A 26,728-nucleotide genomic window follows, 5' to 3' on the forward strand; every position below is an offset into this window, starting at 1 on the left:
GATCAGGCCTCCACCGGTGTCCCGCCGAGCACGCGCGCGAAGGCGGCGGGATCCACATGGTCATGTTCGGCGATACAGACGAGGCGGGCGACCCGCGCATCGGTCCCCCACGGCCGGTCATATTGCCAGCGCACGCGCTCCCCCACCGCCTGGACGAGAAGGCGCATGGGCTTGCCGGTCACCGCCACATAGCCCTTCACCCGCAGCACCTGATGCTCGCGGGCCAGCCGCCGCACCGCCTCCGCAAGCGCTTCTGGCGCCTCGATTTCCGGCAAGGTTATGACAGCTGATTCAAAGTCCTCGTGATCGTGCTCGTCCTCGCCGTCATGATGGCTGGGGCGCGCCGCGAGGTCGTTCTCGGCCTGGGCATCGAGGCCCAGAATGATGCGGGGATCGACGGCCCCATCGGTCACGGGAATGAGCGGCAGCGGGCGCGGCAGCTCGCGCTCGATCACCGCGCGGGCGGCGGCGAGGCCCTCTTCGCCAGCCAGGTCCGCCTTGGTGAGGAGGACGAGATCTGCGCAGGCCAGTTGGTCCTCGAACACCTCGGACAGAGGCGTCTCGTGGTCGATGCTGGCGTCCGCTTCCCTTTGTGCCGCAACGGCTTCCTCGTCCGGCGCGAAGCGGCCGGCGGCCACCGCCTCGGCGTCCGCCAAGGCGATTACGCCATCCACCGTGATGCGGGAGCGGATGGGCGGCCACTCGAAGGCCTTCAGGAGCGGCTTGGGCAAGGCAAGGCCCGAGGTTTCGATGAGGATGTGGTCCGGCCGACGGGGCAGCGCCATCAGGCGCTCGATGGTCGGCACGAAGTCATCGGCCACCGTGCAGCAGATGCAGCCATTGGCGAGCTCGATGATGTTTTCCGCCGGACAGGCCTCGTCGGCGCAGGACTTCAGGATCTCCCCATCCACGCCCACCGTCCCGAACTCATTGACCAGAATGGCAAATCGGCGCCCGTTGGCATTGGCCATGAGGTGCCGGATCAGCGTCGTCTTGCCCGATCCCAGGAAGCCCGTGATGACCGTCACGGGGATTTTGGCAAGGTCGGCGGCGGCACGGTCAGTCATGACTCATCAATCCTAAAGAGGCGGCACGCGGGCGATGGACCGCTTGCGGATGATCTCGGCACGCTCCCGCCACGGCACGAGGCCATCCGGCGTCCCGCCATAGGCGGCGGCGGCGGCCAGCAGCACGGGCGCGTCGATTTCCCCCATGTCGCCATAGACATAGGTCCAACGGCCGGGGGAGGAGAACGCCACCGCCGCACCGCGCGGGCAGGCGGACAGGCACTCCACCGGCACGATGCGCACCCCCTGCGGGCAGTCTTCGGCCAGCAGGGCGTCATGCAGGCGGCGGCCGGCGCAGGACTGGCCCTCCACCTGGACCTCGCCGGCGCGGCAGGTGATGCAGACGTTCAGCGTGACAGACATGCCTGTTCCAGCAAGGGGTTAGGCGGCCCGGCAGCGATCACGCCGGGCCGTCGGGGTCAGGCCGCCGCGTGATGGAGGCGGGCGGTGAAGAGGCGGCCGGAGGTCAAAGCATGGAGCTGCTTGGCGCCGAACAGGACGGCGAGATCCACCAGCGGCTCCACCAGGATCACCAGCATGTAGGCGCCGCCGAACTGGGCGATTTCCACCAGGTTCTGCGCCGCAAGGCCGCCACCATAGATGGACCAGAAGGCGACCCACGCCACCACGCCAGCCTGATAAGTTGTCGAAAGCGCAAGGGCTTGGCCGTACTTCAGCTCCACATAGGGGGTCGCCGGGGCGATGATGCGGCCGGCCAGAGCGGACAGGCCGAACAGCGGCACCAGGAGGGTGGTGACGTTCATGCCGTACTGGGGCAGGTCGAAGGGGGCGAAAAACAGGCCCTGGATGAGCAGGCCGAAGGCAAGGCCCAAAGCGGCGGGGGCGGCCCCGAACAGCAGGAACAGCGTGGAGCCGAGGATCAGGTGAACTTCCGAGACTCCCACCGGATAATGGGGGAAGACCTCGAAAAAGCAGAAGACCAGCGCCGTGGTCAGCACCGTCCGGCCGAGGAGCGGCAGGAGGCCGGTCTCCCGCGCGGTGTCGGCGGCAAGCTTCAGGGCATAGCCGCCGGCAGCGGCGCCGGTGGCATAGCTGAGGACGATCTTGGCGCCGTCGACGACGCCGGGCTCCATGTGCATGTGGGTCTCCTAGATGTCGGAAAATCGGGTTTCAACGGGCCGGAAAGGACAGGCACACAGCGCCGGCAACACCCGCAAGGGTCCGGCCGTCGCAGCTGCAAGACGTTGATAAATCAGAGAAAATGCAGGCCGGAACCGGCCCGTGACAGATCTGGAACACCATGCGCCTCGCCCTCCGCGGCCGCCGGCGGGAAGGGGGGCAAGGCTCCGGGCATGCGGGATTGCGCGCCGTGACGTCCGCCCTCCAGGACACCCCGCCCGGATCAAGTTGGGATGGCTGGTCTCCTGGCTCGCGGGTCTCGGCTTCCTCGATCCTTCCCGGCCGTCACTTGCCAGTGGATATGTTCAAGGTCGCTCGCCGCTTACAGTTGCGGGGGCAGCTGTGGACTGGATGGACAGGCCATCGCACCACATTCCCAATTAGCCGAACCCCTTGTTTTCGCAAGGTATTCGACACCATCGTGGCACAGTCTACACGAGGCCGTGAGCAGTCGCAACATTGCTGCTGTCCCCCGCCCGCCGGTCATGCCATAGACGGGCAAAGCCCGCCCGCAGAGAAAGGCGCCCCATGAGCGAGCCGTCCGACGTCGATGCCCGCCACAGCCAGAAAATGGCCCGGATCAAGGCTTCGCGCGAAAAGATCATGGCCGGAAAAACCGGTGAGAAAGGCCTCCTCATCGTTCATACCGGGCCGGGCAAGGGAAAGTCGACCGCCGCCTTCGGGATGGTCTTGCGCGCGGTGGCACACGGCATGCCGTGTGCTGTGGTCCAGTTCATCAAGGGGGCCTGGGATACCGGCGAGCGGCGGCTGCTGACCACCCGCTTTGCCGACCTCTGCCAGTTCCACGCCATGGGCGAGGGCTTCACCTGGGAGACCCAGGACCGCCAGCGCGACATCGCCGCCGCCGCCGCTGCGTGGGAGAAGGGCAAGGAGCTGATTCGCGACCCGGACATCCGCCTCGTGGTGCTGGACGAGATCAACATCGCCCTGCGCTACGACTATCTGGACCTGGCCGAGGTGCTGGCCTTCCTGAAAGCCGAGAAGCCGCCTTTGACCCATGTGGTCCTCACCGGCCGCAATGCCAAGCCGGAGCTGATCGAGGCGGCGGACCTCGTCACCGAGATGACGCTGGTCAAGCACCCCTTCCGCTCGGGCATCAAGGCCCAGGCGGGCATCGACTTCTAAAAAGCGAGACCCAGGCCATGGCGCGCGCCCTCATGGTGCAGGGAGCCGGCTCCAATGTGGGCAAGTCGCTGCTGGTGGCGGGCCTGTGCCGGGCGGCGCGGCGGCGGGGCTTGAAAGTGGCTCCGTTCAAGCCGCAGAACATGTCCAACAATGCCGCGGTCACCGTGGATGGCGGCGAGATCGGCCGCGCCCAGGCGCTCCAGGCGCTGGCGGCCGGCCTTTCGCCGGTGGTGGACATGAACCCGGTGCTGCTCAAGCCCGAGACCGATGTGGGCGCGCAGGTGATCGTCCAGGGCCAGCGGATCGCCACCGTGAAGGCGCGGGCCTATGCGGCCCTGAAGCCGCAATTGCTGGCCTCGGTCCTGGAGAGCTTCAACCGCCTCAGGGCGGCCCATGACCTCATCATCGTGGAGGGCGCGGGCAGCCCGGCGGAGGTCAACCTGCGCAAGGGCGACATCGCCAATATGGGCTTTGCCGAGGCGGCGAGCGTGCCGGTGGTGCTGGTGGGCGACATCGACCGGGGCGGCGTCATCGCGCAGATGGTGGGCACCAAGGCGGTGCTGGACCCGGCCGATGCGAAGCGCATTTCCGGCTTTCTCATCAACAAGTTCCGGGGCGATCCGAGCCTCTTCGACGACGGCTATGCCTTCATCGCGGAGCGCACCGGCTGGCGCGGCTTCGGCGTCGTGCCCTTCTTCTCGGGCGCCGCCGACCTGCCGGCGGAGGATGCCCTCGACCTCACCCGCAAGGCGGGCGACGGGCCCGTCAAGATCGTGTGCCTGGCCTTGTCCCGCATCGCCAATTTCGACGACCTCGACCCGCTCCAGCAGGAGGCGGGCGTGGCAGTGGAGATGATCCTGCCCGGCCGCCCCCTTCCGGGGGATGCGGACCTCGTCATCGTGCCCGGCTCCAAGTCCACCCGGGGGGACCTTGCCTTCCTGAGGGCGCAGGGCTGGGACATCGACCTTCTCGCCCATGCCCGGCGGGGCGGGCGGGTGCTGGGCATTTGCGGCGGCTACCAGATGCTCGGCCGCACCATTGCCGACCCGGAGGGCCTGGAAGGGGCACCGGGCACCTCGCCGGGCCTCGGCCTCCTGGACGTGGACACGGTGATGACCGGCGACAAGCGCCTCACCCGCGTCAGCGCCCGCCATGTGGCGAGCGGACTGCCCATGGCCGGCTATGAGATCCATCTGGGCCGCACCCAAGGCCCGGACTGCGCCCGCCCCTTTGCCGACCTCGACGGCGCTCCGGACGGGGCCATCTCGGCCGACGGGCGGATCACCGGCACCTATCTGCACGGCATGTTCACGGACGATGGCTTCCGCGCCGCCTTCCTGAAGGCGCTGGGCGCCGCGCCCTCCGGCCTTGCCTATGGCGCCCGCGTGGACACCACCCTTGATGCGCTGGCCGCGCACCTGGAGGCGCATCTGGATATAGAGGGGCTGCTGGCGCTGGCGCGGTGAGGGCGAGAAGGCGTCGGTGCGGCGACAGATGGGCACCGCCCCAGAGGGAAGCTCAACGCCTGATCGCGACCTTCGCGCCCGGTCCGCCTCGCCTCACGCCGCCGCCACATCCCCCGCGACCGGCCGCGCCGGCTCCGGCGGCCGCCCGTCCACCAGGGGAGCCGGGCGGCCGAAGAGGAAGCCCTGGGCTTCCTCGCAGCCTTCCGCCCGCAACAGGTCCACCTGCTCCGCGGTCTCCACGCCTTCCACCAGTACGCGCATGTCCAGGGCCCGGCCGAGCGTCAGCACGGCGCGCAGGATGGCGAGCGCCTCCCGGCTGTCGGCGATGTCGCGCATGAAGTGGCGATCCAGCTTGATGCGGTGGAAGGGGAAGGCCCGCAGCGTGTCGAGGGAGGAATAGCCGGTGCCGAAATCGTCCATGGCCACCGTCACGCCCAGGCCGCGGATGGCGGCGAGGACATCCAGGCACTTCTGCCGGTCGCCGATGAGCATGGTCTCGGTGATTTCCAGCTCCAGGCGCTCGGGGGCAAGCCCCGTTTCCTCCAGCACGCGGGCCACCAAAGCCGGCAGGTCGCCATGCAGGATCTGGAGCGCCGAGACATTCACCGCGACGCTGGCGGACGTGGGCCAGGCCGCCGCATCCCGGCAGGCGGTGCGCAGCACCCATTCGCCGATTCCGATGATGAGGCCGCTCTCCTCGGCCACGGGAATGAAGTCGCCGGGCGAGATGTAGCCCCTTAGCGGATGGCGCCAGCGCAACAATGCTTCGTAGCCGAGAAGGGCGGACGGGGCGGTGCTTCCCGGTGCCGGCAAGGTCACCTGCACCTGGTAGTGAAGCTCGAACGCACCGGTCCTCAGGGCGCGCCGCAAGTCGTGCACGAGATCGCGGCGGGCGCGGACCGCCTCGTCCATGGCGGGCTCGTAATAACAGACGCCCCGTCCCGGCCGCGCCTTGGCGCGCAGGAGGGCAAGGTCCGCATTGGCCAGCAGTTCGGCCGCGCTCTCTCCATCCTGGGGAAACAGCGCGACGCCGAAGCTGGCCTGCGGCATCACGTCAAAATCCTCGATGCGAACGGGCGCCTCGATGCCGCGCCGGAGCCGCCGGACGAAATCGTCCACCTGCTTGGCCTCGAAGAAGGACTTGGTGGCGACAAACTCGTCGCTGCCCATGCGCGCCAAGAACTCTCCGGTACCCATTTGCCCCACCATGCGCCGCGCGGCCTCGCGCAGCAGCACGTCGCCGCCGTGCTGCCCATGGCTCTCATTCACCGCCTTCAGGCGGTCGAAGTCGAGCACCACCACCGCGAGGCTGCAGCCCCGCATGCGCGCCCGCGCCAGATCCTCTTCCAGCTGCGTGGACAGGCTATTGCGGTTGGGCAGGCCGGTCAGCGTGTCCACCATCGCCATGCGGCGCAGCGCCTCCAGGGACTTGGTGCTCGCATCGGAATCGATCAGCGCGCTGACCCCGCCGATGGCGGCGATGAGGAGCGCGCCGAACGCCAGCACGAGGGCGAGGTGGCCAGTCTCCGTCTGTCCGCTGGCGGCATCCCCGAACGGCACCAGCGTCAGCGCCGCCATGGCGGTGAAATGCAGGGAGACGATGCACAGGACGAAGGCGGCCAGCGCCAGCCGATGCCGGCCCTTGATCTCCAGCGCAAGGCAGGCCAGGGCGAAGACAACGGCGAGCACCACGGAGGCGATCACATGGGGCGCGTCCCAGATCAGCAGGCCCTGCACCTCATAGGCCATCATGCCCACATAATGCATGCCGGCAATGCCCATTCCGAGGATGAGGCCCGCCAGGAACCAGGGCAGCGCGTACTTGGCGGAAAGGTGCACGGGCAGCATCTGGAACGCCACGGCGGTGCAGATGATGACCATGAACAGGGACAGGAAGGTGTAGAAGGGATCGTAGGCCGTGGGCACGTCTGGGCGATAGGCCAGCATGGCGACGAAATGGGTGCACCAGACCGCGCATCCCGCCGAGACGGCGGCAATGAAGAGCCACCCCAGGCGCTGCCGCCCGTTGCGCCGGCTCGCCCTGCGGAACAGGCCCAGGGCAATCGCGCTTCCTCCGATGCAGACCATCACCGAAAGCAGAAGCAACCAAGGATTGTGCTCACTTACCAAGCACGAGACGATACGCATCGAAAGAAGGACCTGACGGCAGAGCAGATTTCACACGGCTTAGCCGTATGATTTTAAGCCTCCGGTTGCAATGCACGAATCTTTGTCCGCCGGAGCTGGCAGATTTCTGCATTTCTCTGGAACTCTTCTCCCCACGCTGCGTTCTAGGCCCGCTTTGATCTCCCGGGAGCTTCCCAGGAGCTTCAAGGTACCACTGGCAGCGGGGCGTCACGCATAAGGCTGACGCGTGGCGAATAACTTTAACGCAAAGGCAATCCGCTGCCAATGGGCCTCGCAGCCAGGCAGGCCCATGCGCACCAGGTGGGCCGACCAGGGAAAGATGCGCATCCAGATCCGCTGTTCCGCGAACAGCTCCCGCGCCCGCCGTGCATCGGGGACTTCATAAAGGCGATAGAGGTCCGTGCCCCCCGCGCCGCGCCACCCGGCGGCGGCCGCAAGGCCGTCGAGCCGCACGGCCTCGGCCTTGAGCCGGGCGGCGGTCTCCCGCGCCCAGTCCCCGTCCGCCAGGGCCCGGCGCCCGATGGCGATGGCCGCGCCGGAGACCGGCCATGGGCCGGCCAGATCGGCAAGGCGGTCAATGTCCGTCCGGTTCCCCAGCACGAAGCCGAGGCGCAGGCCCGCAAGCCCATAGAATTTGCCGAAGGAGCGCAGCACCAGCAGTCCCGGACGGCCCGCTTGGGGCGCGAGCGAGGCGTGCGGCGTCACCTCCACGAAGCTCTCATCCACCACCAGGCGACCCACCTTGTCCGCCAGCGACAGGAGCTCTTCGGGCGCGTGAAGGCGGCCGTCGGGATTGTTGGGGTTCACCACCACCGCAAGGTCGGCGCCGGCCAGATCCTCCAGGCGCCCCGCCTCCCGCACCTGCCAGCCGCGCGCCTCCAAGGCGGCGCGGTGCTCGTTATAGGTGGGGCCGAGCACGACCGCCCGGCCGGGCGGATCGAGCAGGGGCACCAGTTGGATCGCGCCCTGCGCACCCGCCAGCGGCAGGAGTGGGGCCTGCGTGCCATAGGCGGCCGCTGCCGCCGCGACGAGGCTGGCCATGTCGGCGCGGGTGGGCAGGCGCGTCCAGGCCTCCTGCGGCAGCTCGGGCACAAGATAGGGCCGTGCATTGATGCCGGTGGACAGGTCGATCCAGTCTTCCGGCGCGCCACCGAACCGGGTGATGGCCGCGTCGAGGTCGCCGCCATGGTCCCGGCGAAAGACGGCCTGCGCCCCGTTCTCATCGGGCATGCAGGGTGAAGCGGCGTCCGGCACGGGCATCCTCTCGCCTCGTCAGGAATGGGGGCGGGAAAGTGTCAGGAAAGCCCGCCCGCCACAACGGGGGACTGGCGGTTCAGCCACCCTCTGTGAGGCGGGCGCGCTCGCGGGCGCGGGCCTCGTCCAGATGGGTCATCACCGCCTCCTCGGACAGGCCGAGATTGCGCAGGACAAGGCCGGCCAGATGCAGGCTCGCCTCCACCGCTTCCGGGATCACGTCGCGCGCACCCAGCGCCGCCAGCCGCCGGGCATGGGCGGCATCCTTCACGCGGGCAAGCACCACCGCGTCCGGCTTGAGGCGAAGCGCGGCGCGCACCATGGCCTCGGCGGCATGGGCCTCGTCCAAGGTGACGACCACCGCGCTCGCCCGCTCCAGCGCCACGCGGGCGAGGATCTCCTCGCGGCTGGCATCGCCCAGGAACACCTGGCGCCCCGCCGCCCGCTCCAGCCGCACGCGCACCGCATCGGCATCCAGCGCCACGAAGGGCACGCTTTGGGCCTCCAGGCTCTCGGCCACGATCCGCCCCACCCGGCCGAATCCGCCGATCACCACATGCCCCCCCTCCGGCACGCTGAAGACCTGGGCATCCTGCAGTGCCCGCTCCAGCCGCACCCGCACCGCGCCGCCGGCCTGGGCGAGCCAGGGGGTCAGCACCAGTGTCAGCGTCACCACCGCCACGATGAAGCCGGCCGCCTGCCCCTCCAGCACGCCCTTCGCCTGGAGCAGGCCGATGACCACGAAGGCGAACTCGCCGGTCTGGGAGAGCAGCAGCCCCAGTTCGCCCGCAAGCGGGGCCTCCACCTTCAGGAGGCGGGCGGCACCATAGGTGGCGGCGAACTTGGCCAGGATCACCCCTGCCGCCGCCACCAGCACCCAATGGAGCTCGGGCAGGATGGCGGACAGGTCCACTCCCATGCCCACAGAGACGAAGAAAACGCCGATCAGCAGCCCCTTGAAGGGCTCAAGATCCACCGAAATCTGGTGCTGGTAGACGGTGCCCGACAGCAGCATGCCAGACAGGAAGGCGCCGAGCGCCGCGGAGAGGCCCGCCGCCTGGGTGAGGCCCGCCGTGCCCGCCACCACCACCAAGGTCACCGCCATCAGCAGGTCCCGCGCCCCGGTGCGGGCGGCGGCCCCGACGAGGGGGCCCAGCACGAAGCGACCCGCCAGCAGGATGATCCCCACCGCCGCCACGCCTTTCAGGAGCGCCAGCCCGACCACCAGCGCCAGGTTCTGCACCGGCCCGCCGATCAGTTCCGCCGCCAGCAGCACCGCCACCACGGCCAGATCCTGGAACAGCAGGATGGCCAGCGCCGTCTTGCCGATGGGCGCGGTGGCGCGCCGCTCCGAGACCAGGATCTGCATCACCAAGGCGGTGGAGGACATGGCCAGCGCCACGCCCGTCACCACGGCGAGGTCCGTGGAGAGGCCGCACACGGCAAGCCCCGCCGCCAGCAGCGCGCCGGAGAAGATCACCTGCAGCAGGCCGAGCCCGAACACCTCGCGCCGCAGCGCCCACAGCTTCTGGGCGGAGAATTCCAGGCCCAGCAGGAACAAGAGGAAGATGACGCCCAGCTCGCCGAACTGCGCCGCGCGGTGCTGGTCGGTGATGGTGAGATAGGAGAGCGCCGGCACCTGCCCCGCCCATTGGCCGAGGCCATGGGGGCCGAGCAGCGCCCCGAGCGCGATGAAGCCCACCACCGCGCTCACCCGCGCCCGGTGGAACAGGGGGATGAGGATGCCCGCCGCCACCAGGTAGACGAGCACATCCTTCAGCCACATGGCGTTATGCATCGCCCTCGCCCGCTCTCGCCCGCCGGTGGGCCTGCCCCTCCGTCACCTTCCCATGGCGAGGCTGCGCCAACCTTGATCGAAACGACCTTTTCGCGGCGTTTGGCCTATTTCCCGCCGAACAGGCCGGTGGAGACCTTGTCGCCCACCGCGATGCCGAGCCGTTTCGCCGCCCCGCCGGGGATTTCCAGCACCGCGCGCACCGGCTCGCCCGAGGAGATGGTGGCCTCGGACATAGGGGTGGTCATGGCGGCGATGCGGGCGATGGCGCCGTCGGCGCGGATGAACAGCATGTCGAGGGGGATGTAGGTGTTCTTCATCCACATATAGACCATCTGGTCGGCGCCGAAATCGAACAGCATGCCCTGCCGCTCGGGCAATTCCTTCCGGTACATGAGACCGGTGGTGCGCTGCTGTTCCGTGCGCGCCATCTCCACCTCCAGCACCACCACGCCGTTGCGGGTGGCGATCTCCAGCGGATCGAGCTGCGCCGCCGCCACCGGGGCGGACAGGAGCGCCAGCATCAGGCAGAGCCCGGCGGCGAGGGCCGCCAGGGAGCGTTCGCGGAAGGCGGCGAAGTGGCGGGCGGCCGGACGGCGCGCCGCGCGCAGGCTCGGGCGCAGGGCCAAAGTCGAGACGGACATAAGCGGACCTCGATAAACGCGCATTCGCCTCCGCCTTACAGCACCCGCCGCCGTCGGGCCAGGGGTGGGAGGGGGATGTCGAAGGGGCAGGAGGGGAGACGGGCGACGCGGATCGCGGTCGATTTCCCCCTTCGCCTTTGCTCGCGGATCGTCACGCGGCCAGGGCGCCTCTGCACGCTGCCATCCGAACGGCCGAGGCTTTAAGGGTCGCCTCGGCCGCCGAAGGTCACTTGTGCACCTGAAGGACGATCTTCCCGAACCCACCGCCGGCCTCCATGGCGCAATGCGCGTCGGCCGCCTCCGCCAGCGGGAAGACCTGGCCGACGATCGGCTTCAGCTTGCCATCAGCGAACAGGGGAAGCGCCCCTTCGGCGAAGCGGCGCACCATGGCCCGCTTCTCGTCGCTGCTGCGGGACTTCATGACCGTGCCGATGAGGCGCAGATGATTGTGCAGAACGAGCCCCAGCGGGATCTCCGCGCTGTCCTTGCCCCCCAGCAGGCCCACCTGCACGAGGCGCCCGCCGGGGGCCAGGCTGCGCAGATTGCGGGCGAGATAGTCACAGCCAACGAAGTCGACGATCACATCCACGCCCCGCCCGTGCGTGGCGTCGCGCGTGCCCTGTTCGAAATCCTCCGACCGATAGTCGAACACCCTCTCGGCCCCGAGGCGCAGGACATCGGGGCGGCGCTCGGCACTGGCGGTGGCGAAGACGCGGGCACCAAGGGCGTGGGCGATCTCCACAGCGGCGGAGCCGACGCCGCCGGCGGCGGCATGAATGAGCACGGCCATGCCCTTCTCAGTGCCGCCGAGATTCACGACCGCCTCCCACGCGGTGACGAAGGATTCCATCACCGCCGCCGCCTCCAGAAAGGTGAGGGGATCGGGAATGCGCACGGCCATGTCCCGGTCCACACGGGCATATTCCGCATAGGCGCCACCGCCCACGATGGCCATGACCCGGTCACCCGGTCGGATGTCGGCGACCGCGCTGCCCACGGCGACCACCTCGCCGGCCACTTCCAGGCCCAGCAGCTCGCTCTCGCCATACTGCTGGTTCCCATAGCGGCCCTGCCTTTGCAGCAGGTCCGCACGGTTAACGCCAGCGGCCATCACCTTGACCAGGAGATCGGTCGGGCGGGGCTGCGGCATGGGCACCTCGGCCAGACGCAGGACATCCGCGCCGCCGAAGTCCGCATAGGTGATCGCCTTCATGTCACATTGGCCTTGCCGAGCGCGCGGCGGGCGATGCTGGCGGCGAACAGCGGGGTTTCGCGGCGGTTATGGTCGCCGCCGGCCTCCTGCCGGGCTGCTGCCGCCTGCTCGAAGGTCTGGTTGTGCGCGGCGAGGAAGTCCATGAACACGTCGGTGGGGTGGGAGGTGACCCGGTTGGTGTAGCGGGTGCGCCCGTTCTCGCCCGGCTCGGCCATGAGTTCCCAGATCACGTTGACCTGCGTGCGGCCCACCGGCGTGAACACGTCCGAGATGGAGTTCATCCGGCAATAGGTCGCCGTCGCTTCCTCGGCCACATAGTGCTGGATGACCAGCCCGGTGCCGATCATCTCCACATTGATCACCATGCGCTGGCCCGCATCGGTGGTGGTCACGCCTGAGCCGATATGGTCGGGCGGGCAGCAGCGCAGATATTCCGCTTCCGGCAAGGTGAACAGCCATTCGGCGATATCGACCTTCTCCACGGCGACATCAATCTCGGCGGAAAAGGCCGACTGCGAGAGAAGTTTGTCGGTGAGGATTTTCATGATGATCCCTTTTGTCTGAAGAGCTTGGCAGCCAGATGGTGAGCTTTCGGGGACGCGGGCCAGCCGCGCCTTGCATGCCATTGCGTGTGATTGGTCTTCAGCGATCGCTCTGGCGAGGAAGACGTTCCCTCCGCCTTCCGATGAACAATAGCCCGCAGGATCGACTATTTATCTAATACTTGACTTTCATATCTTGATTGCATCGTATAGAAATCCATATCAGAGTATAATTTCTGCAGACATCACCACCAGAAACGCAGCGTCAGCGCAGTGGTTTATAGCTACCTGCAACCACAGACACATGTAAGATGCCTGCGGTTCTGAAATGATTTAATGCTTCTACTGCCGGAGAAGGATAAGCCGTATTCCTCCGCAAACGGCTTTGCCAGGGGCGCAAAGATGAGACCTCACTTCGCCGAGCATCTCTCCACCTTCGTGGATGTGGTGCGGGCCGGAAGCTTTTCCGCCGCCGCCCGCAAGCGCGCCATGACGCCTTCGGCGGTGATCCGCCATATCGATGCCCTTGAGGCGGATCTGGGGGTGGCCCTGCTGATCCGGTCAACCCGCGCCTTGGCATTGACCGATGCCGGTCGCCGCCTCAACGACAAGGCGCAGCCGCTCCTCGACCAGTTGGCGGATACCCATGCGGAGATCTCCGCCTTCGAGGGGTCGGTCTCCGGCACGTTGCGGATCGCCTGTTTCCCCACCTTCGGCCGGCGCTACGTGCTACCGGCCATCGCCGCGCTGCAGGCCGAGCATCCCGCGCTCAAGGTCGAGCTTGATCTGACGGAATTGCTGGCCGATCCGGTGCTCGAACGCCTTGATGTGGTGGTCCGCATGGGGGCGCTGCCCGACAGCACGCTGATCGCCACCAAGCTCGCGCCATTATACCGGCTGCTGGTGGCGAACCCGGCCTATCTGGCGCGGGCGGGCGAGCCCAAGGTCCCCGCCGACCTGTCGTCCCATCGCCTCATCGATAAGCTGCACGGGGCCGATCTTCTCGGCTGGCGCGACGTGATCGGCTGTCCCGCCGGGGAGGATGGCAAGGGAGTGGTGACGTTCCGCTCGGACGATTTCGACGTCCAGCGGGCCGCCGCCGAGGCCGCACTCGGCATTGCCCTGCTGCCCAGTTGGGTGGTGGGACCGGATGTGAAGGCCGGAAAACTCGTCCGATTGCCGCTGGAGGGCGAGACGTGGAATGCCGAGCCCACCGGCATCTACCTTCTGCGCGCCTTGCCGCAGCCCAGTGCAAAGGTCAGGGCCTTCACACACGTCCTGCGGAACGCCATCGGACAGCCTCCCATCTGGGACCCAGGCTGATCGACGAGGGGACAGCTGCCGCCTGCGAGCCGTCCGCTGACGGCTGTCCGCCGCAGTACGCCCCTCTCAATGCGCCCCCGGCAGCCCGTCCTGCGCCTTCACGTCGGTGGCCATGCGGCCCTTGGGGGTGTCGCCGAAGCGCACCAGGACGGCCTGGCCCGGCCGCAGCTCGGTGAGGCCGTTGCGGCGCAGGGTTTCCATATGGACGAAGATGTCCGGCGAGGCCTCGCCCTGGGTGAGGAAGCCGAAGCCGCGCAGGCGGTTGAACCATTTCACCGTGGCCGGCTCGAAGCCGCCGGTGGGGGCGATAGTCGCGCGGGCGCGGGTGGGCGCGGGAATGGTCACCGGCACGGCGGTGGACAGGTCCAGCGACAGGACGCGGAAGGCCTGCATGCCCTTGGCCCGCTGCACCGCCTCGCAGACGATGCGGGCGCCCTCAATGGCGGTCTGGAAGCCGTCGCGCCGCAGGCAGGTCACGTGCACCAGCACGTCCGCGCCGCCGCCATCGGGCACGATGAAGCCATAGCCCTTGGCCACGTCGAACCATTTGATGGTGCCGGCAATCTCGATGAGTCCCACCGGATCCTGGTTTTCAGGTGTCTCACCACTCACGGGCGCCTCACGGGGCATCTCGCCTTCCGGCGGCACGCCGCAGGCCCGGCCATGACCTTTGTCCCCGGTGCCGGGCGCCGGTGCACCGGGTCGCGTCGCCATGCCGGGCGTCCCCGCCAGATCGCCGGAAGGCCCGGCATTGGCCGGTTCGATCCCTCGTCCGTGAGACCCCATATGACCTGACCCTACGCACGCGAACCCGATTCAACGGCGATAACGCCCACGATAACATTCCCTGCGGCAGCGCACAGCCTTTTCCGGGAGGAAAATCGCCCCGCCCTGCTGCATTGTTGAGCATGCGCGACCTTGCGGCACCCGGGTGGATGCAGCGCACGCCCGGTCAAGCGGCGAATGCCGCCTCGCCTGCGAAGGGGGCCAGCACGTCGCCGATCTCCTGGCGGATGACGAGGTCGGCGATATCGTCGAAATCGGTCGGCTCGCGGTTGAGGATGACGAGCCGGGCGCCGTTCCGCTTGGCTTTGAGCGGAAAGCCGGCGGCGGGATAGACCACCAGGGACGAGCCGATGACGATGAAGAGGTCGGCCTTGCGCGTGAACGCCTCCGCCCGCGCCATCTGGTCCTCGGGCATGGCCTGGCCGAAGGAGATGGTGGCCGTCTTCACCGGGCCGTCGCAGGCCTCGCAATCGGGCGCGCTGCCGCCCGTGGCCTCGAAGCGGGTGCGCACCCAGTCCAGCCCATAGCGTGTGCCGCACTCCAGGCAGGTGGCATAGGTGGTGTTGCCGTGCAGCTCCACCAGGGCCGCGTCGGGGATGCCCGAATCCTGGTGGAGATTGTCGATATTCTGGGTGATGATTGCGGCGAGGCGCCCGCGCTCCATCAGCCGCGCCAGCGCCCGGTGGCCGCGCCCGGGGCGGGCCTTTCCGAAGGCCGCGTCCATGGCGAACTTGCGCCGCCATGCCTCGTCGCGGGCCGCCTTGTGGGCGACGAAGACGTCGAAGGGGATGGGCTTGTTCTGCGTCCACAATCCGCCGGGGGAGCGGAAGTCGGGAATGCCGCATTCGGTGGAAATGCCGGCCCCGGTGAAGGCCACCCCGTGGCGGGCGGCGGAGATTAAATCACTGAGCTCGCTCTGCGCGGTCTTGAGATCGGGCGCCAAGTTCATACCTTCCCCCTCGTCCGGCCCTCGCCAGGGGCCGCCATCGGCCGCACGCGGCGCGGCCGGGCCCCCATTCCACCGGCCGCAGGATGCGGCCGGCCCATTCCCAAAGGCCGTGCGGTGCGCGGCCCACACACTCCACTGGCCGCGCGGCGCGTGGCCGGTCTCACTCCAGGAGCTGACATGCGCTTTCTGCACACCATGGTCCGCGTGACGGACATCGATCAATCCCTGGACTTCTACTGCAACAAGTTGGGGCTGACGGAGGTGCGCCGCAAGGAGGTTCCCCAGGGCCGCTACACCCTGGTCTTCCTCGCCGCCCCCGGCCAGGAGGGCGTGGCCGAGGTGGAGCTGACCTACAATTGGGACCCGGAAGCCTATGGCGAGGGCCGCAATTTCGGCCATCTGGCGTTCGAGGTGGACGACATCTACGCCACCTGCGCCAAGCTGCAGGCCGAAGGCGTCACCATCAACCGCCCGCCGCGCGACGGCTACATGGCCTTCGTGCGCTCCCCCGACAACATCTCCATCGAGCTGCTCCAGAAGGGCGGCGCGAAGGCTCCCGAGGAGCCCTGGGCCAGCATGCCGAACACCGGCAAGTGGTGAGGCCTTGACGCCCGTCTCCCCCGCACCTGGGCGCGGGGGAGACGTCCCCGTATCGCCTGAGCCGCCAGGCTCCCCACGCCGAGCCAAAGCCGGGCCGTCCAAACCCTTCTCCCGCAAGGGCCGGACTGAGATCTCCACAGCCCCGCTCAAATTCCCCCGCCCCCGGGCTTGCCTGCCGCCGGCCCTCCCCCTATAAGGGCCACCCTGTCCGCGCCCTTCGTCTATCGGTTAGGACGCCACCCTTTCACGGTGGAGAGAGGGGTTCGACTCCCCTAGGGCGCGCCAGACAGGTTTGCATTTAGAGAAGCATCCGAAAATGCCGGCACTTAGCTTCCTAAACATCTGAAGCTGAGGAAACGGATTTTTCATTGTGAGCAGATCTAGCCGCTTCCAGATCACTGTCGTTTACTTCAATCCAAGCCTCAAGCCGATCCATTAATTGAATCCAAACCGAATCATACTCAAAAATAAACGTATCCATGCAAATCTTCATTAGAGAAATATGTTCTTCACCATAGATTTTCATCCAGTTATTGGAGAAATCAGTCTCAAATTCTTCAGAATTTGAAACTGAATAACCGAGTCCCATTCCACCCCAATTTGGATGCGCACTTTCCGAAAGGTCTTGATATATCTTCACCAGCCCTGGATACTTATCATCACATTTTGACAAAATGGTTAGTATATTTATTGACTTGTAAGGAGTTAATTCATCCCTTGAACCAATAAGCAATTCGCACGTCTTACGCTCGAATACAAAAAAATCCAACCTTCCATCGACGACATCTCGCATAATAAAATTCATATATATAAGCAATGAGAGCGTTTCAAATCCGCTTCTAACCAGTATTCGCGCGCCAAGACCATGCCCACTCGTGTGTAAAACATAAGATTGATGCATTAAATCATGTACTCTCCAGAACACAAGCTCCCTAAGAACCCAACAGCGGAGCGGCGCCTTCCACTTATAAACAGTATCACTCCGCGCCAATAGACCCGCAACAGGGATGCGTTGGACCAACGCACTCCTCCAACACGATAGAGTCTCTTCAATTCCGCGCATTTATCAGCGGCCTTAATTGAACAAGCGGAGACCCTAAAGGTGAACTTGGATCCCTACAACTTATCGAGAACACCACGCCGCCTCTTCATGATCCGGCGCGCCTCCTCGATCTGCTCGGGCAATGCGGATACCTCTCGGACTAGGCGATACCCCCGTCGTTTCAACGAGGGATAGGCAATCTCCCTCCCCCACTTTCAGGTGGCCGAGCACGACTGCGGGGAGGATCAAGCCAATCTCGTCACCGATCCTGGTGGGCTTCAAAGTGATCATAATAAAAGCTCCTGACCTCTCCCGCAGCCGAGAAACGCCAAGCTCATGCCTATCCAGCACGAGAAGTCACGACAACCACCCCGGTCAGGCCGCCCCTCCGGACGGCCCGCCGGGCCATGCCCTCACTCGAGATCGATGAGGATCTTCAGTTCCGTCCCCGCCGGGCTCAGAAGCTGCTCGAATCCTTCAGCCACCACGTCGTCGAGGCGGATGCGGCGGGTGACGACCTTTTCCGCCGGCAGCAGGCCCGAGCCAATGAGGGCAGCGACGCGGGGCCAGATGAGGGTCGGGTAGCACCACGAGCCGCGCAGATCGATGTCCTTGAAGGTCAAGGTGAAACCGTCCACCGCCGCCTTGCCCACATGGAGCCCCACCTGCACCACCACGCCCTGGCGGCGCACCGCTTCGATGCAGGTGGCGGTGGCGGCTTCCGCGCCCACGCACTCCAGCGCCACGTCCACGCCCACATGGCCTTCCGTCTGGTCGCGGATGGCCTCCACCACATTCTGCGTCTTGGGATTGAGCGTGATGACATCCGGCAGCACAGTGCGGGCCATGGCGAGGCGGTTGTCGTTGGTGTCGGAGAGGAAAATGGTGGTGGCGCCTGCCGCGCGGGCGGCGAGGATCTGCAACTGGCCGATGGGGCCGGCGCCGGTCACCAGAACGGAAGAACCCGGCCGCACGCCGCCGCGCTCAGCCGCATAGACCACCACGGCGCTGGGCTCGATGAGCGCGGCCTGCGCATCCGACACGCTGTCGGGCATGGCGAACACGTTGTAGTCGTTGACGATGGAATATTCGGCCATGCCGCCCCAGGGCCACATGAGGCCGACAATGGCGAGCTTGTCCGAGAGCTGGTAGAGGCCGCGCTTGCCATAATGATCGTCGCGCGGGGAGATGAGGGGCTGGATGGAGACCCGGTCGCCGGGGGCGACATTGGTCACCGCCGAACCCACCGCCACGACGGACCCGCCATATTCATGGCCCAGCACCTGCGGCAGGTGGGCGCCCGTATAGGGATGGGGCTCTTTGGGAATGAAGATGGGGCCGGCGGCATATTCGTGCAGGTCGGTGCCGCAAATGCCGCAGAAGCGGTTCTTCACCAGCACCTGGTGGGGGGCCAGGTCGGAGGCTTGAGGGGTCGGCACTTCCTCCACGCGGACATCGCGCTTGCCGTGGAAGCGGGCGGCTTTCATGGGGACTCTCCAGGTCGCAAGGGGATGGGACGGGCCGCATCGCCCGCCGGCACGGAGCCGGCGGGCGGGGACGCATCGTCAGGGCAGCGTGTCGAAGGCTTCCAGCGCCCGGCTGGCATAGACGGCGGAGGGACCGCCCCCCATTTCCAGCGCCACGGCGAGCACCTCCACCAGTTCCTGCCGGCTGGCGCCATGGGCCTTGGCGTTGGAGACGTGGAAGAGGATGCAGTCGGCGCAGCCCTGGTGCACGGCGAGCGCCACGGCCACCAATTCCTTGGTGGCGGCGGGCAGCGCGCCGGGCTTGGAGGCTTCCGTCATTAGGGAGCGGAAGGCGCCCATGGAGCCGGGCGCGGCCTTGGCCAGCGCGGTGAAGCGCCGGTGCATGTCCGTGAGTTGCTCGGGCAAGGTTTCGGTTGAGGCCATGGTCGCGCCCTCAGATGAAGACCATGCCGCCATCCACCATCAGGGACTGGCCGGTCATGAAGTCGGAATCGGACGAGGCGAGATAGCGGGCGACGCCCACGAGATCGCCCGGCTGCGAGGCGCGGCCCAGCACGGCGGCGCCGGCGAAGCTGTCGAAGGCCTCGTTCTCCTTGGTGGTGAGCTTCTCGTCCCGGAAGCCCTTGTCGATCACCTCCCACATCGGGGTGGCCACCACGCCGGGGCAGAAGCAATTGGCGGTGATGCCCTCCTTGCCGAAGGCGCGGGCCGCCGCCTGGGTCAGGGCCACCACGGCAAACTTGGAGGCGGAATAGTGGGCGAGCGGCTCATAACCCTGCTTGCCGGCGATGGAGGCGGTGTTGATGATCTTGCCGCCGCCGCGCCCCGCCTCGGCCTGGCGCCGGAAGGTCTTCACCGCCTCCTGCATGCCGATGAGCACGCCCATCGCATTCACATCGGTGACGAAGCGCCAGTCCTCCTCGGTGATGGAGAGGAAGGGCCGGGTCTGGGCGACGCCGGCATTGTTGAAAAGCACATCCACCCGGCCGAAGGTCTCGGCCGCCTTGTCCAGCATGGCGCGCACCTGATCGCGCTTGCGCACGTCCACCGCGACGCCGATGGCCCTGCCGCCGGCGGCCGTGATGGCGGCCGCACCCTTGTCCGCCGCCTCCTTCGAGAGGTCGGCCACCGTGATGGCGGCGCCATCGGCGGCGAGCGCCTCAGCGACGGCCGCGCCGATACCGCCGGTGGCGCCGGTGATGACGATGCTCTTGTCCTTGAGATTGGGCATGGATCCTCCTTCGCCGTCCGCGCAGGGCGGCGGCGGTTTGTTTTCGGGATGGTTGGGTCTCAGGCGATGCGGGCGAGGATCAGGTCATTGACCCGGCCAGCCTTTTCCATCTGCACCATGTGGCCGGCCTCGGGGATCACCTCGACGGTGGCGCGGGACAGCGCGCTGGCATGGGCGGCGGGGATGACCTGGTCGGTCTCCCCGAACACCACCAGCACCGGCACGGGGGCGGCGGCCAGCGCCTCGGCCAGCACCTCCGATTGACGGCCGCCGGCAAAGAGCGCGCCCGAGAGGGCGGTGAGCGCATCGCCCACCCCGTCCAGGCGCTTATACTTCAGGAGGTCGTCCACCAATTGCCGGGTGACGGTGGCCGGGTCGTGGAACAACTGCTCCAGCACCGGCTTGAGGTCGCGGCGGGAAGAGGCCGCCACGAAGCCGTCCGTATAGCCGGAATTGATCTCCGGCCCGAGCCCCGCCGAGCCGATGAGCGAGAGGGAGGACACCCGCGCGGGCGCATCCAGCGCGATCCTCGCGGCCACCGCCCCGCCCATGGAATGGCCCACGAGATGGGCCTTTTCGATGCCGAGCGCATCCATGAAGCCGAGCACGGCGGCCGAAAGCCCCTTCAGCGAGGGGTCGGCCACGTTCTTGTCGGACTGGCCGTGGCCGGGCAGGTCCAAAGCCGCCACACGGGCCTTCTCGGCCAGGGCGTCGATATTGAAGAGCCAGTTGTCCAAATCCCCGCCGAAGCCGTGGATGAGGATCACATCCGGCCCGCTCTCGCCCCGCCGGGCATAGCGCAGGCGGCCGGCGGGGGTGTCCACGAACTCATAGCGCGGCCCCGCCTCCTCCTCCGCCTCGGCGGCGGCCTGCGTGGCATATTGGGCGACGAAGGCGTCGATCTCGTCATCCGGCACCTCCTCATCGGCGATGACGCCGATGAGGGCCTTGACCGGATAGATGGTGCCGGGCTCGCCCAGCACCCGCCGCAGGAGGCCCGGCTCGTGGGCCTCCACCACGCCGGCGATCTTGTCGGTTTCCACCTCCACCACCTCGTCGCCCGGCGCGATGGCGGTGCCGGCGGGCTTCAGCCAGCCGGTCACCTTGCCTTCCGACATGGACAGCCCCCATTTGGGCATGACGATGGGCTTGATGCGTTCATTCATAACGATTTTCCTCAACCTGCCCGGTGCGTCACGCCGCCGACTTGGCGCGGCCCGTGGTGGCATGGACGGCGGCGACGATGGCGTCCGCAGTGGGGATGTAGAGGTCCTCCAGCACGGGGGAGAACGGCACCGGCGTGTGGGGCGCGGTGACCATTTGCGGCGCCGCCTTCAGCGCGCCGAAGGCATGCTGGGCCACATAGGCGGTGATGTCGGAGGCGAGCGAACAGCGCGGATTGGCCTCGTCCACCACCACCAGGCGGCCGGTGGCCTCCACGCTCTCGATCACCGTGTCCCAGTCCATGGGGGAGAGGGTGCGCAGGTCGATCACCTCCGCCTGGATGCCGGAGCGGGCGAGGGTGTCGGCGGCGGCGAGCGCGCGGGGGACGGTCAGGCCATAGCCCACCAGCGTCACGTCCTTGCCGTCGCGCACGATGTTGGCTTCGCCGAAGGGGATGGCATAGCTCTCCTCCGGCACATCCGCCTCGCTGCCATAAAGCGCCTTGTGCTCGCAGAAGATGACCGGGTCATCATCGCGAATGGCCTGGATGAGCAGGCCCTTGGCGTCATAGGCGTTGGAGGGGCACACCACCTTCAGGCCGGGAATGTGGGTGAAGAGCGGGGTGAGCATCTGGGAATGCTGGGCGGCGGCGCGGAAGCCCGCGCCCACCATGGCGCGGATCACCACCGGGGTCTTCGCCTTGCCGCCGAACATGTATTTGAACTTGGCGGCCTGGTTGAAGATCTGGTCGAAGCATACGCCCATGAAGTCCAGGAACATCAGTTCGGCCACCGGGCGCATGCCGCAGGCGGCAGCTCCGATGGCGGCGCCGATATAGGCGCTCTCGGAGAGCGGCGTGTCCATGAGGCGGTTGCCGTGCTTGGCATGCAGCCCCTTGGTGACGCCGAGCACGCCGCCCCAGGCATCCATCTCGCCGGGGGCGCCGGCGCCGCCCACAATGTCCTCGCCGAGCATGATGACGGTGGGATCGCGGCGCATTTCCAGGTCAAGCGCCTCGTTGATCGCCTGCTTGTAGCTGATCATGCGAGCCATGGTTTTTCCTCCAGATTTATGAGTTCGCTCAGTAGGCGACGTACACGTCGGTGGTCAGTTCGCGCGGGCTCGGCAGGGGCGCACCCTTGGCGGTGTCCACCGCGTCATCGATGAGCGCGGCCACTTCCCGGTCGACGACGGCAAGGTCCGCCGCGCTGATGATGCCGGCACCGGTGACGCGGGCGGCGAACAGCTTCAGGCAGTCGCGGGTGGCGCGGTTGTGGTCGTTCTCGCCCTTGGCCTTGTAGGTCTGGGCATCGCCCTCAAAATGGCCGAAGAAGCGCACCGTCTTGCATTCCAGCAGCGCCGGTCCGCCGCCCTCGCGCGCCCGCCGGATGATCTCGCCGGCCGCCTCGTGCACGGCGAAGAAGTCGGTGCCGTCCACAGTGACGCCCGGCAGGCCGAAGCCAGCGGCGCGGTCCACATAGCTGTCCACGGCGGTGGCATATTCCACCGAGGTGGATTCCGCGTAGCCGTTATTCTCCACCACGAAGATCACCGGCAGGTTCCAGATGGCGGCCAGATTCATGCTCTCCAGGACGGTGCCCTGATTGGCCGCGCCATCGCCGAAGAAGGTGATGCCCACCCCGCCATCGCCGCGGAACTTGGCGGCAAGGCCGGCTCCACAGATGAGGGGAGCGCCCGCGCCCAGGATGCCATTGGCGCCCATCATGCCCTTGGAGAGGTCGGCAATGTGCATGGAGCCGCCCTTGCCCCGACAGCATCCCGTCACCTTGCCGTAGATCTCGCCCATCATCTCGTGCACATCGACGCCCTTGGCGATGCAATGGCCGTGGCCGCGATGGGTGGAGGCGATGCGGTCGATGTCGGTCAGGTGCATCATGATGCCGGTCGCGCAGGCTTCTTCGCCCGCATAGAGGTGCACGAAGCCGGGAATGTCGCCCTTGGCGAACTCCACATGCAGCCGCTCCTCGAACTCGCGGATGGTGCGCATGGTGCGGTAGGCGTTCAGCAATTCGTCCCGGGAGAGGGGGAAGGGATTGTTGGTCATGGCGTCGGTTTTCCTCCTTGGGTCTTGGTTGATGGATGGTCAGGCGCTCAGCCCCAGCGTCATGCGCGGGCGGGGAGTGGGCATGCGCAGGAGCAGTTTTTCGCGCGCGCAGAAGGCCATCACCGCTGCCACGTCCACGGTGTGGAAGGCGGCGTCGCGCAAGGTGATGGCCACCTCCTGCGGGCTGTCGAAGAAGAGTTCGCGCTCGCCATCCAGCGCCACCGATCCGGCCGGCAGGCGCGAGGCGAAGACCGTGCCCGCCGGCATGCGGCGCCAGTCCTCCACGCCGATCTCGGTGACGAGCCCCGGCGCGATGGGCGCGTGCACCACGGTCGGCGCGGTGGCGGCAGGCGCCAGCGACACCGCAAGTCCGCCGCTCTCGGCCCGGCGCACGGGCTCCAGCAGGCCGGCAATGGCGGCCATGCCGATCACTTCCGGGTCGGCGAAGGTGACGTAAAGCTCGCGGAAGGTCTCGGCCCGCCAGAGCGCGCGGGCGCCCACATAGCGGTCGGTGACGAGGGCGACGTCCACCAGCGCGATCTCCGGCGCGCCGCCATCGAGGCGCACCTCGATCAGCTTGTTGGGCGCGAATGCGATTGCCGGCGGCACCAGGCCGCAGGCGGCAAGGCCGGTGGCAAGCCCGGTAATGGTGGGCTCGCGATGCTCGGGAAAGGCATTGTTGGTGCCGGTGGAGATGCCGGCAATGGGCACCGCCCCGCATTCGGCCACCACGGCGCGATGGGTGCCGTCGCCCCCCAGCACGATGATGGCGGCCACATCACCGGCCTCGCGCATCAGGCGCGCCGCCCGGCGGGTGTCGGCCACCGTTCCGGTGACGGGCATGGACAGGTGGGTGAGGCGGGGAAAGCGGGCCTCGCCCTGCGCGTTCGACCGCTCCATGCCCCGCAGCACATGGGTGGCGATGCCGCCCCGCTCGGGCATCATCACCACCTCCTCGATGCCGCAGGCGGCCAGCGCCGCCAGCGCGCGCAGCACGATATTGGCCCGGTCGGCCACCTGCACGCCGTTGGCGGAGGCCACCACGCGGCGAATGTCCCGCGCCGAGACGGGATTGGCGATGATGCCGACCTTGGGCGTCCGATCTGCGGCCATCCGGCTCCCTCTCCTGGCGTTCGTCCCTGCGGGCGCGCCTTTGCCGGCGGGCCTCGTCTTGTCCGTTCGCCATCGCAAGGGGCGGGCCAAGTGGCGCCCGCGCTTCAAGCCATTGATTTCGCTTTATATTGCGTCGCAAACCGTGGCGGACTGACTGCGGCACCCGCCGCCGCACCTGTGGCGGGGCCTGCAACAGGTGTGGCGGCCGATGCGGTTCGTGATGCCCTCCGGCGCGCGCAACGCTTGCGCCGGGCGCACAAGGCGCGGACACTCGCCTCTAACGGGAGGCGACAGCCCGGTGCCGGCCAAAGCCGGCGAGATGGTGCGGAGGACGCCCATGAAATCGGAACAGGCCGCTCATATCGATGAGCTGGTGCGGGCCGCCCGTGGCGCGCGCACGCGTCGGGATGTGGTCATCCAGGAGTCCTGGCGACGCTGCGTCTCCGAACACCGGCTGGACCCGGAAGTGCTGCGCGAGCCCTGCATCCTGACCCCCGCGCGCCTGCGCGAGCACCAGGATGCCATGGAGGAATTCACCCACACTGCCCGCTTCGGCGTGGAGACGCTCTACCGGCAGGTGGCGGGGCTCGGCTATGTGCTGCTGCTCACCGACGCCAAGGGCATTACGGTCGATTTCATCGGTGATCCCACCTTCGACAACAATCTCATGCGCGCGGGCCTATATCTCGGTGCCGACTGGAACGAGCGGCATGCGGGCACCTGCGCGGTGGGCACCTGCATCCATACGGGCGAGCCGCTGATCGTCCACCAGACCGACCATTTCGACGCCACCCACATTCCCCTCACCTGCACCGCCGCCCCGGTCTATGACCCCTTCGGTTCGCTCGCCGCCGTGCTAGACATTTCCGCGCTGCGCTCGCCCGAGCCCAAGGAAAGCCAGTTCCTGGCCCTGCAATTCGTCAAGGGCTTCGCCAACAAGATCGAGACGGCGCACCTCATGAACCGCTTCCGGCGGGAATGGATCGTCAAGCTGGCCGCCTCGCCGGAATTCGTGGACGTGGAGCCCAGCTACGTGCTCGCCGTGGACGGCTCCGGCCGGCTCCTGGGCTTCAACAATGCGGCACGCCAATTGCTGCTGCGGGAACTGGGCGATGCGGGCGCGGGCGTCAATCTGGTGGGGCAACGCTTTGGCGCCTTCTTCGAGCTGGAGATGGACGACCTGCCCCGCTTCTCCCATGCGCTGCCGGCGGGCCAGCGCCTGGTGCGGCTCGCCCGCTCCGGCACGCCGCTCTTTGCCGCCACCCTCTCCCCGCCCTCGCAGCCCGGCCGGCCGGTGGCCGAGCCCCCCGCCCCGGCCCTGCCGGCGCCGCTCTGCGCCCTGTTCCGCGACGAGCCGGCCATGCACCGTGTGGCGGCACGGGCGGCCAAGCTGGTCAACACCCAGATGAGCCTCCTCATCACGGGCGAGACCGGATCGGGCAAGGAATATCTGGCCAAGGCCATCCACATGGCCAGCGCCCGCGCGGCCCGGCCTTTCGTGCCGGTCAATTGCGCCGCCTTGCCTGAGACGCTGGTGGAGGGCGAACTCTTCGGCTACGAGCCCGGCGCCTTCACCGGCGCGGTGGCACGGGGCAAGAAAGGGCTGGTGCTGGAGGCGGACGGGGGCACGCTGTTCCTGGACGAAATCGGCGACATGCCCCTCCCCCTCCAGACCCGCCTGTTGCGTGTGCTGGCGGAACGGGAGGTGACGCCGCTCGGCCGCTCCCGTCCGGTGCCGGTGAATGTGCGCGTCATCGCCGCCACCCACCGCGACCTCGTCGCCGAGGTGAAGGCGGGGCGCTTCCGGGAGGACCTCTATTTCCGCCTGTCCGGCGCCATCCTCGCCTTGCCGCCGCTCCGCGCGCGGGCGGACATCGACTGGCTGATCGGCCGCCTCATTGCCGGCCGCACCCATGCGAGCGGCGTGCCCTTCTCCGTGAGCGAAGCCGCGCGGTCGGCGCTGAACGCCCATGACTGGCCGGGCAATATCCGGGAACTGGCCAATGCGCTGGACTATGCCTGCGCGGTGGCGGACAGCGCGCTCATCGGCCTCCAGGACCTGCCGGATCGCCTGCAGAACAAGGCCGAGCCGCGGCCCGGCGGCCTCACCGCTCTGGACCGCCCCGCCTTGGATCGGCCGGCATTGGAGCAGCCGCGCCTTGCCGGCGCCTCCTGGCCGCAGGAGCAGCCCTTCGCCCGCCAGACGCCAGCCAGCGAGCGCGATGCCCTCGTCGCCGCCCTCGCCGCCAATGGCTGGAACATCTCCGCTGCAGCACGCGATCTCGGCCTCGACCGCACCACGGTGCACCGCCGCATGCGGCGCTTCGGGCTGGTCACCTTGCGCCATGTGGGGCGCCTGCCCTCCTGAGGCGCGCTGCACTGCGTCAATGACCCGCAGCCGCATCCGCCCTGCCCCGCCGGGCGCCTGACGGTGACCTCATGGCGACGGTTCCGCCCTGCGGCGGCCGCTGTTCCGGCCTTGATTGTGAAGGACTTGCGGGCGCCCCCTTGAGGGAGAGCCGGCCCGGCGCGCGCGCCTTGCAGCCGACCGGC

General features: G+C 67.7%; 24 protein-coding genes, 1 tRNA gene and 1 riboswitch. Of the genes, 6 read left to right on the top strand and 19 right to left on the bottom strand.

Annotation, left to right across the window (positions count from 1 at the left end; all coding sequences use genetic code 11):
- Positions 1-2: 2 nt before the first annotated feature.
- From cobW to PV781_RS04470, 3 genes are read right to left on the bottom strand one after another with little or no spacing between them, the layout of a single operon-like run.
- Entirely contained in the window at positions 3-1,067 is a 1,065-nt protein-coding gene (gene cobW, locus PV781_RS04460) for a cobalamin biosynthesis protein CobW (RefSeq protein WP_274774419.1), read from the bottom strand.
- 12 nt (positions 1,068-1,079) lie between these two features.
- A complete protein-coding gene (locus tag PV781_RS04465) occupies positions 1,080-1,430 on the bottom strand; it encodes a DUF1636 domain-containing protein (protein ID WP_274774420.1) in 351 nt (116 codons plus the stop codon).
- Between the two features lie 56 nt (positions 1,431-1,486).
- Positions 1,487-2,167, bottom strand: coding sequence for an energy-coupling factor ABC transporter permease (locus tag PV781_RS04470; RefSeq protein WP_274774421.1), 681 nt, complete (start codon positions 2,165-2,167; stop codon positions 1,487-1,489).
- 258 nt (positions 2,168-2,425) lie between these two features.
- A riboswitch (cobalamin riboswitch) is annotated at positions 2,426-2,643 on the bottom strand.
- Between the two features lie 92 nt (positions 2,644-2,735).
- Here PV781_RS04470 and cobO point away from each other — a divergent pair.
- Together cobO and PV781_RS04480 are read left to right on the top strand one after the other, a co-directional pair.
- Positions 2,736-3,353 carry a cob(I)yrinic acid a,c-diamide adenosyltransferase gene (cobO, locus tag PV781_RS04475; RefSeq protein ID WP_274774422.1) on the top strand — a complete coding sequence of 206 codons (618 nt, stop codon included), beginning with the start codon at positions 2,736-2,738 and terminating at the stop codon, positions 3,351-3,353.
- A 17-nt stretch (positions 3,354-3,370) separates the two neighbouring features.
- Complete coding sequence (locus PV781_RS04480; protein ID WP_274774423.1) at positions 3,371-4,819, top strand: cobyric acid synthase; 1,449 nt, start codon at positions 3,371-3,373, stop codon at positions 4,817-4,819.
- 93 nt (positions 4,820-4,912) lie between these two features.
- Here the strand turns inward: PV781_RS04480 and PV781_RS04485 are convergent, their stop codons facing one another.
- The 6 genes from PV781_RS04485 to PV781_RS04510 all read right to left on the bottom strand — a co-directional run bounded on the left by PV781_RS04485 (position 4,913) and on the right by PV781_RS04510 (position 12,418).
- A complete protein-coding gene (locus PV781_RS04485) occupies positions 4,913-6,925 on the bottom strand; it encodes a putative bifunctional diguanylate cyclase/phosphodiesterase (protein ID WP_274774424.1) in 2,013 nt (670 codons plus the stop codon).
- 249 nt (positions 6,926-7,174) lie between these two features.
- Positions 7,175-8,197, bottom strand: a complete 1,023-nt coding sequence (gene cobD / locus PV781_RS04490) for a threonine-phosphate decarboxylase CobD (RefSeq protein WP_274774425.1) — start codon at positions 8,195-8,197, stop codon at positions 7,175-7,177.
- Between the two features lie 103 nt (positions 8,198-8,300).
- Entirely contained in the window at positions 8,301-10,007 is a 1,707-nt protein-coding gene (locus PV781_RS04495) for a cation:proton antiporter domain-containing protein (protein WP_274774426.1), read from the bottom strand.
- A gap of 116 nt (positions 10,008-10,123) precedes the next feature.
- On the bottom strand, positions 10,124-10,540 hold the full coding sequence (locus PV781_RS04500) for a DUF192 domain-containing protein (protein ID WP_274774677.1): 417 nt from the start codon (positions 10,538-10,540) through the stop codon (positions 10,124-10,126).
- A gap of 346 nt (positions 10,541-10,886) precedes the next feature.
- Complete coding sequence (locus PV781_RS04505; protein WP_274774427.1) at positions 10,887-11,873, bottom strand: NAD(P)H-quinone oxidoreductase; 987 nt, start codon at positions 11,871-11,873, stop codon at positions 10,887-10,889.
- Positions 11,870-12,418 (bottom strand): hypothetical protein, encoded by a 549-nt coding sequence (locus PV781_RS04510; protein WP_274774428.1) that lies wholly within the window; start codon positions 12,416-12,418, stop codon positions 11,870-11,872. The genes PV781_RS04505 and PV781_RS04510 overlap by 4 nt, the downstream gene beginning before the upstream one ends.
- 399 nt (positions 12,419-12,817) lie before the next feature.
- On the opposite strand from PV781_RS04510, the gene PV781_RS04515 reads away from it, so the two are divergent.
- Positions 12,818-13,738 carry a LysR family transcriptional regulator gene (locus tag PV781_RS04515; RefSeq protein WP_274774429.1) on the top strand — a complete coding sequence of 307 codons (921 nt, stop codon included), beginning with the start codon at positions 12,818-12,820 and terminating at the stop codon, positions 13,736-13,738.
- A gap of 66 nt (positions 13,739-13,804) precedes the next feature.
- On the opposite strand, the gene PV781_RS04520 is transcribed toward PV781_RS04515, so the two are convergent.
- Positions 13,805-14,368 (bottom strand): cold-shock protein, encoded by a 564-nt coding sequence (locus tag PV781_RS04520; RefSeq protein WP_274774678.1) that lies wholly within the window; start codon positions 14,366-14,368, stop codon positions 13,805-13,807.
- A 322-nt stretch (positions 14,369-14,690) separates the two neighbouring features.
- Entirely contained in the window at positions 14,691-15,473 is a 783-nt protein-coding gene (locus PV781_RS04525) for an SIR2 family NAD-dependent protein deacylase (RefSeq protein WP_274774430.1), read from the bottom strand.
- Between the two features lie 177 nt (positions 15,474-15,650).
- Between PV781_RS04525 and PV781_RS04530 the strand changes: the two genes are divergently transcribed.
- Together PV781_RS04530 and PV781_RS04535 are read left to right on the top strand one after the other, a co-directional pair.
- The gene (locus tag PV781_RS04530; protein ID WP_274774431.1) at positions 15,651-16,073 is read left to right on the top strand and encodes a VOC family protein; all 423 of its coding nucleotides are present in this window, start codon (positions 15,651-15,653) and stop codon (positions 16,071-16,073) included.
- A 210-nt stretch (positions 16,074-16,283) separates the two neighbouring features.
- Positions 16,284-16,358 (top strand) — tRNA-Glu (locus PV781_RS04535).
- 49 nt (positions 16,359-16,407) lie between these two features.
- Here PV781_RS04535 and PV781_RS04540 read toward each other — a convergent pair.
- The 8 genes from PV781_RS04540 to PV781_RS04575 all read right to left on the bottom strand — a co-directional run bounded on the left by PV781_RS04540 (position 16,408) and on the right by PV781_RS04575 (position 24,175).
- The gene (locus PV781_RS04540; RefSeq protein WP_274774432.1) at positions 16,408-17,094 is read right to left on the bottom strand and encodes a hypothetical protein; all 687 of its coding nucleotides are present in this window, start codon (positions 17,092-17,094) and stop codon (positions 16,408-16,410) included.
- A 434-nt stretch (positions 17,095-17,528) separates the two neighbouring features.
- Positions 17,529-18,602 carry a 2,3-butanediol dehydrogenase gene (locus tag PV781_RS04545; RefSeq protein ID WP_274774433.1) on the bottom strand — a complete coding sequence of 358 codons (1,074 nt, stop codon included), beginning with the start codon at positions 18,600-18,602 and terminating at the stop codon, positions 17,529-17,531.
- A gap of 78 nt (positions 18,603-18,680) precedes the next feature.
- Positions 18,681-19,025 carry a carboxymuconolactone decarboxylase family protein gene (locus PV781_RS04550; protein ID WP_274774434.1) on the bottom strand — a complete coding sequence of 115 codons (345 nt, stop codon included), beginning with the start codon at positions 19,023-19,025 and terminating at the stop codon, positions 18,681-18,683.
- A 10-nt stretch (positions 19,026-19,035) separates the two neighbouring features.
- Positions 19,036-19,833, bottom strand: coding sequence for a glucose 1-dehydrogenase (locus tag PV781_RS04555; protein ID WP_274774435.1), 798 nt, complete (start codon positions 19,831-19,833; stop codon positions 19,036-19,038).
- Between the two features lie 59 nt (positions 19,834-19,892).
- Complete coding sequence (locus PV781_RS04560) at positions 19,893-20,999, bottom strand: acetoin dehydrogenase dihydrolipoyllysine-residue acetyltransferase subunit (RefSeq protein ID WP_274774436.1); 1,107 nt, start codon at positions 20,997-20,999, stop codon at positions 19,893-19,895.
- Positions 21,000-21,027: 28 nt separating this feature from the next.
- A complete protein-coding gene (locus PV781_RS04565; protein ID WP_209104776.1) occupies positions 21,028-22,050 on the bottom strand; it encodes an alpha-ketoacid dehydrogenase subunit beta in 1,023 nt (340 codons plus the stop codon).
- Between the two features lie 28 nt (positions 22,051-22,078).
- Positions 22,079-23,062, bottom strand: a complete 984-nt coding sequence (locus PV781_RS04570) for a thiamine pyrophosphate-dependent dehydrogenase E1 component subunit alpha (RefSeq protein WP_274774437.1) — start codon at positions 23,060-23,062, stop codon at positions 22,079-22,081.
- A gap of 39 nt (positions 23,063-23,101) precedes the next feature.
- Positions 23,102-24,175: an ATP-NAD kinase family protein gene (locus PV781_RS04575; RefSeq protein WP_274774438.1), complete on the bottom strand. Its 1,074-nt coding sequence runs from the start codon at positions 24,173-24,175 to the stop codon at positions 23,102-23,104.
- A gap of 337 nt (positions 24,176-24,512) precedes the next feature.
- Here PV781_RS04575 and PV781_RS04580 point away from each other — a divergent pair, with 337 nt between their 5' ends.
- Positions 24,513-26,543 carry a sigma-54-dependent Fis family transcriptional regulator gene (locus PV781_RS04580; RefSeq protein WP_274774439.1) on the top strand — a complete coding sequence of 677 codons (2,031 nt, stop codon included), beginning with the start codon at positions 24,513-24,515 and terminating at the stop codon, positions 26,541-26,543.
- Positions 26,544-26,728 lie beyond the last annotated feature (185 nt).

The organism is Aquabacter sediminis (assembly GCF_028863665.1).
Lineage (GTDB): Bacteria > Pseudomonadota > Alphaproteobacteria > Rhizobiales > Xanthobacteraceae > L1I39.

Bases quoted from the DNA above. Each gene is read 5' to 3' on its own strand.
- cobW (WP_274774419.1), bottom strand. From the start codon at position 1,067: ATGACTGACCGTGCCGCCGCCGACCTTGCCAAAATCCCCGTGACGGTC.
- PV781_RS04465 (WP_274774420.1), bottom strand. From the start codon at position 1,430: ATGTCTGTCACGCTGAACGTCTGCATCACCTGCCGCGCCGGCGAGGTC.
- PV781_RS04470 (WP_274774421.1), bottom strand. From the start codon at position 2,167: ATGCACATGGAGCCCGGCGTCGTCGACGGCGCCAAGATCGTCCTCAGC.
- cobO (WP_274774422.1), top strand. From the start codon at position 2,736: ATGAGCGAGCCGTCCGACGTCGATGCCCGCCACAGCCAGAAAATGGCC.
- PV781_RS04480 (WP_274774423.1), top strand. From the start codon at position 3,371: ATGGCGCGCGCCCTCATGGTGCAGGGAGCCGGCTCCAATGTGGGCAAG.
- cobD (WP_274774425.1), bottom strand. From the start codon at position 8,197: ATGCCCGATGAGAACGGGGCGCAGGCCGTCTTTCGCCGGGACCATGGC.
- PV781_RS04495 (WP_274774426.1), bottom strand. From the start codon at position 10,007: ATGTGGCTGAAGGATGTGCTCGTCTACCTGGTGGCGGCGGGCATCCTC.
- PV781_RS04500 (WP_274774677.1), bottom strand. From the start codon at position 10,540: ATGCTGGCGCTCCTGTCCGCCCCGGTGGCGGCGGCGCAGCTCGATCCG.
- PV781_RS04505 (WP_274774427.1), bottom strand. From the start codon at position 11,873: ATGAAGGCGATCACCTATGCGGACTTCGGCGGCGCGGATGTCCTGCGT.
- PV781_RS04510 (WP_274774428.1), bottom strand. From the start codon at position 12,418: ATGAAAATCCTCACCGACAAACTTCTCTCGCAGTCGGCCTTTTCCGCC.
- PV781_RS04515 (WP_274774429.1), top strand. From the start codon at position 12,818: ATGAGACCTCACTTCGCCGAGCATCTCTCCACCTTCGTGGATGTGGTG.
- PV781_RS04520 (WP_274774678.1), bottom strand. From the start codon at position 14,368: ATGCCCCGTGAGGCGCCCGTGAGTGGTGAGACACCTGAAAACCAGGAT.
- PV781_RS04525 (WP_274774430.1), bottom strand. From the start codon at position 15,473: ATGAACTTGGCGCCCGATCTCAAGACCGCGCAGAGCGAGCTCAGTGAT.
- PV781_RS04530 (WP_274774431.1), top strand. From the start codon at position 15,651: ATGCGCTTTCTGCACACCATGGTCCGCGTGACGGACATCGATCAATCC.
- PV781_RS04545 (WP_274774433.1), bottom strand. From the start codon at position 18,602: ATGAAAGCCGCCCGCTTCCACGGCAAGCGCGATGTCCGCGTGGAGGAA.
- PV781_RS04550 (WP_274774434.1), bottom strand. From the start codon at position 19,025: ATGGCCTCAACCGAAACCTTGCCCGAGCAACTCACGGACATGCACCGG.
- PV781_RS04555 (WP_274774435.1), bottom strand. From the start codon at position 19,833: ATGCCCAATCTCAAGGACAAGAGCATCGTCATCACCGGCGCCACCGGC.
- PV781_RS04560 (WP_274774436.1), bottom strand. From the start codon at position 20,999: ATGAATGAACGCATCAAGCCCATCGTCATGCCCAAATGGGGGCTGTCC.
- PV781_RS04565 (WP_209104776.1), bottom strand. From the start codon at position 22,050: ATGGCTCGCATGATCAGCTACAAGCAGGCGATCAACGAGGCGCTTGAC.
- PV781_RS04570 (WP_274774437.1), bottom strand. From the start codon at position 23,062: ATGACCAACAATCCCTTCCCCCTCTCCCGGGACGAATTGCTGAACGCC.
- PV781_RS04575 (WP_274774438.1), bottom strand. From the start codon at position 24,175: ATGGCCGCAGATCGGACGCCCAAGGTCGGCATCATCGCCAATCCCGTC.
- PV781_RS04580 (WP_274774439.1), top strand. From the start codon at position 24,513: ATGAAATCGGAACAGGCCGCTCATATCGATGAGCTGGTGCGGGCCGCC.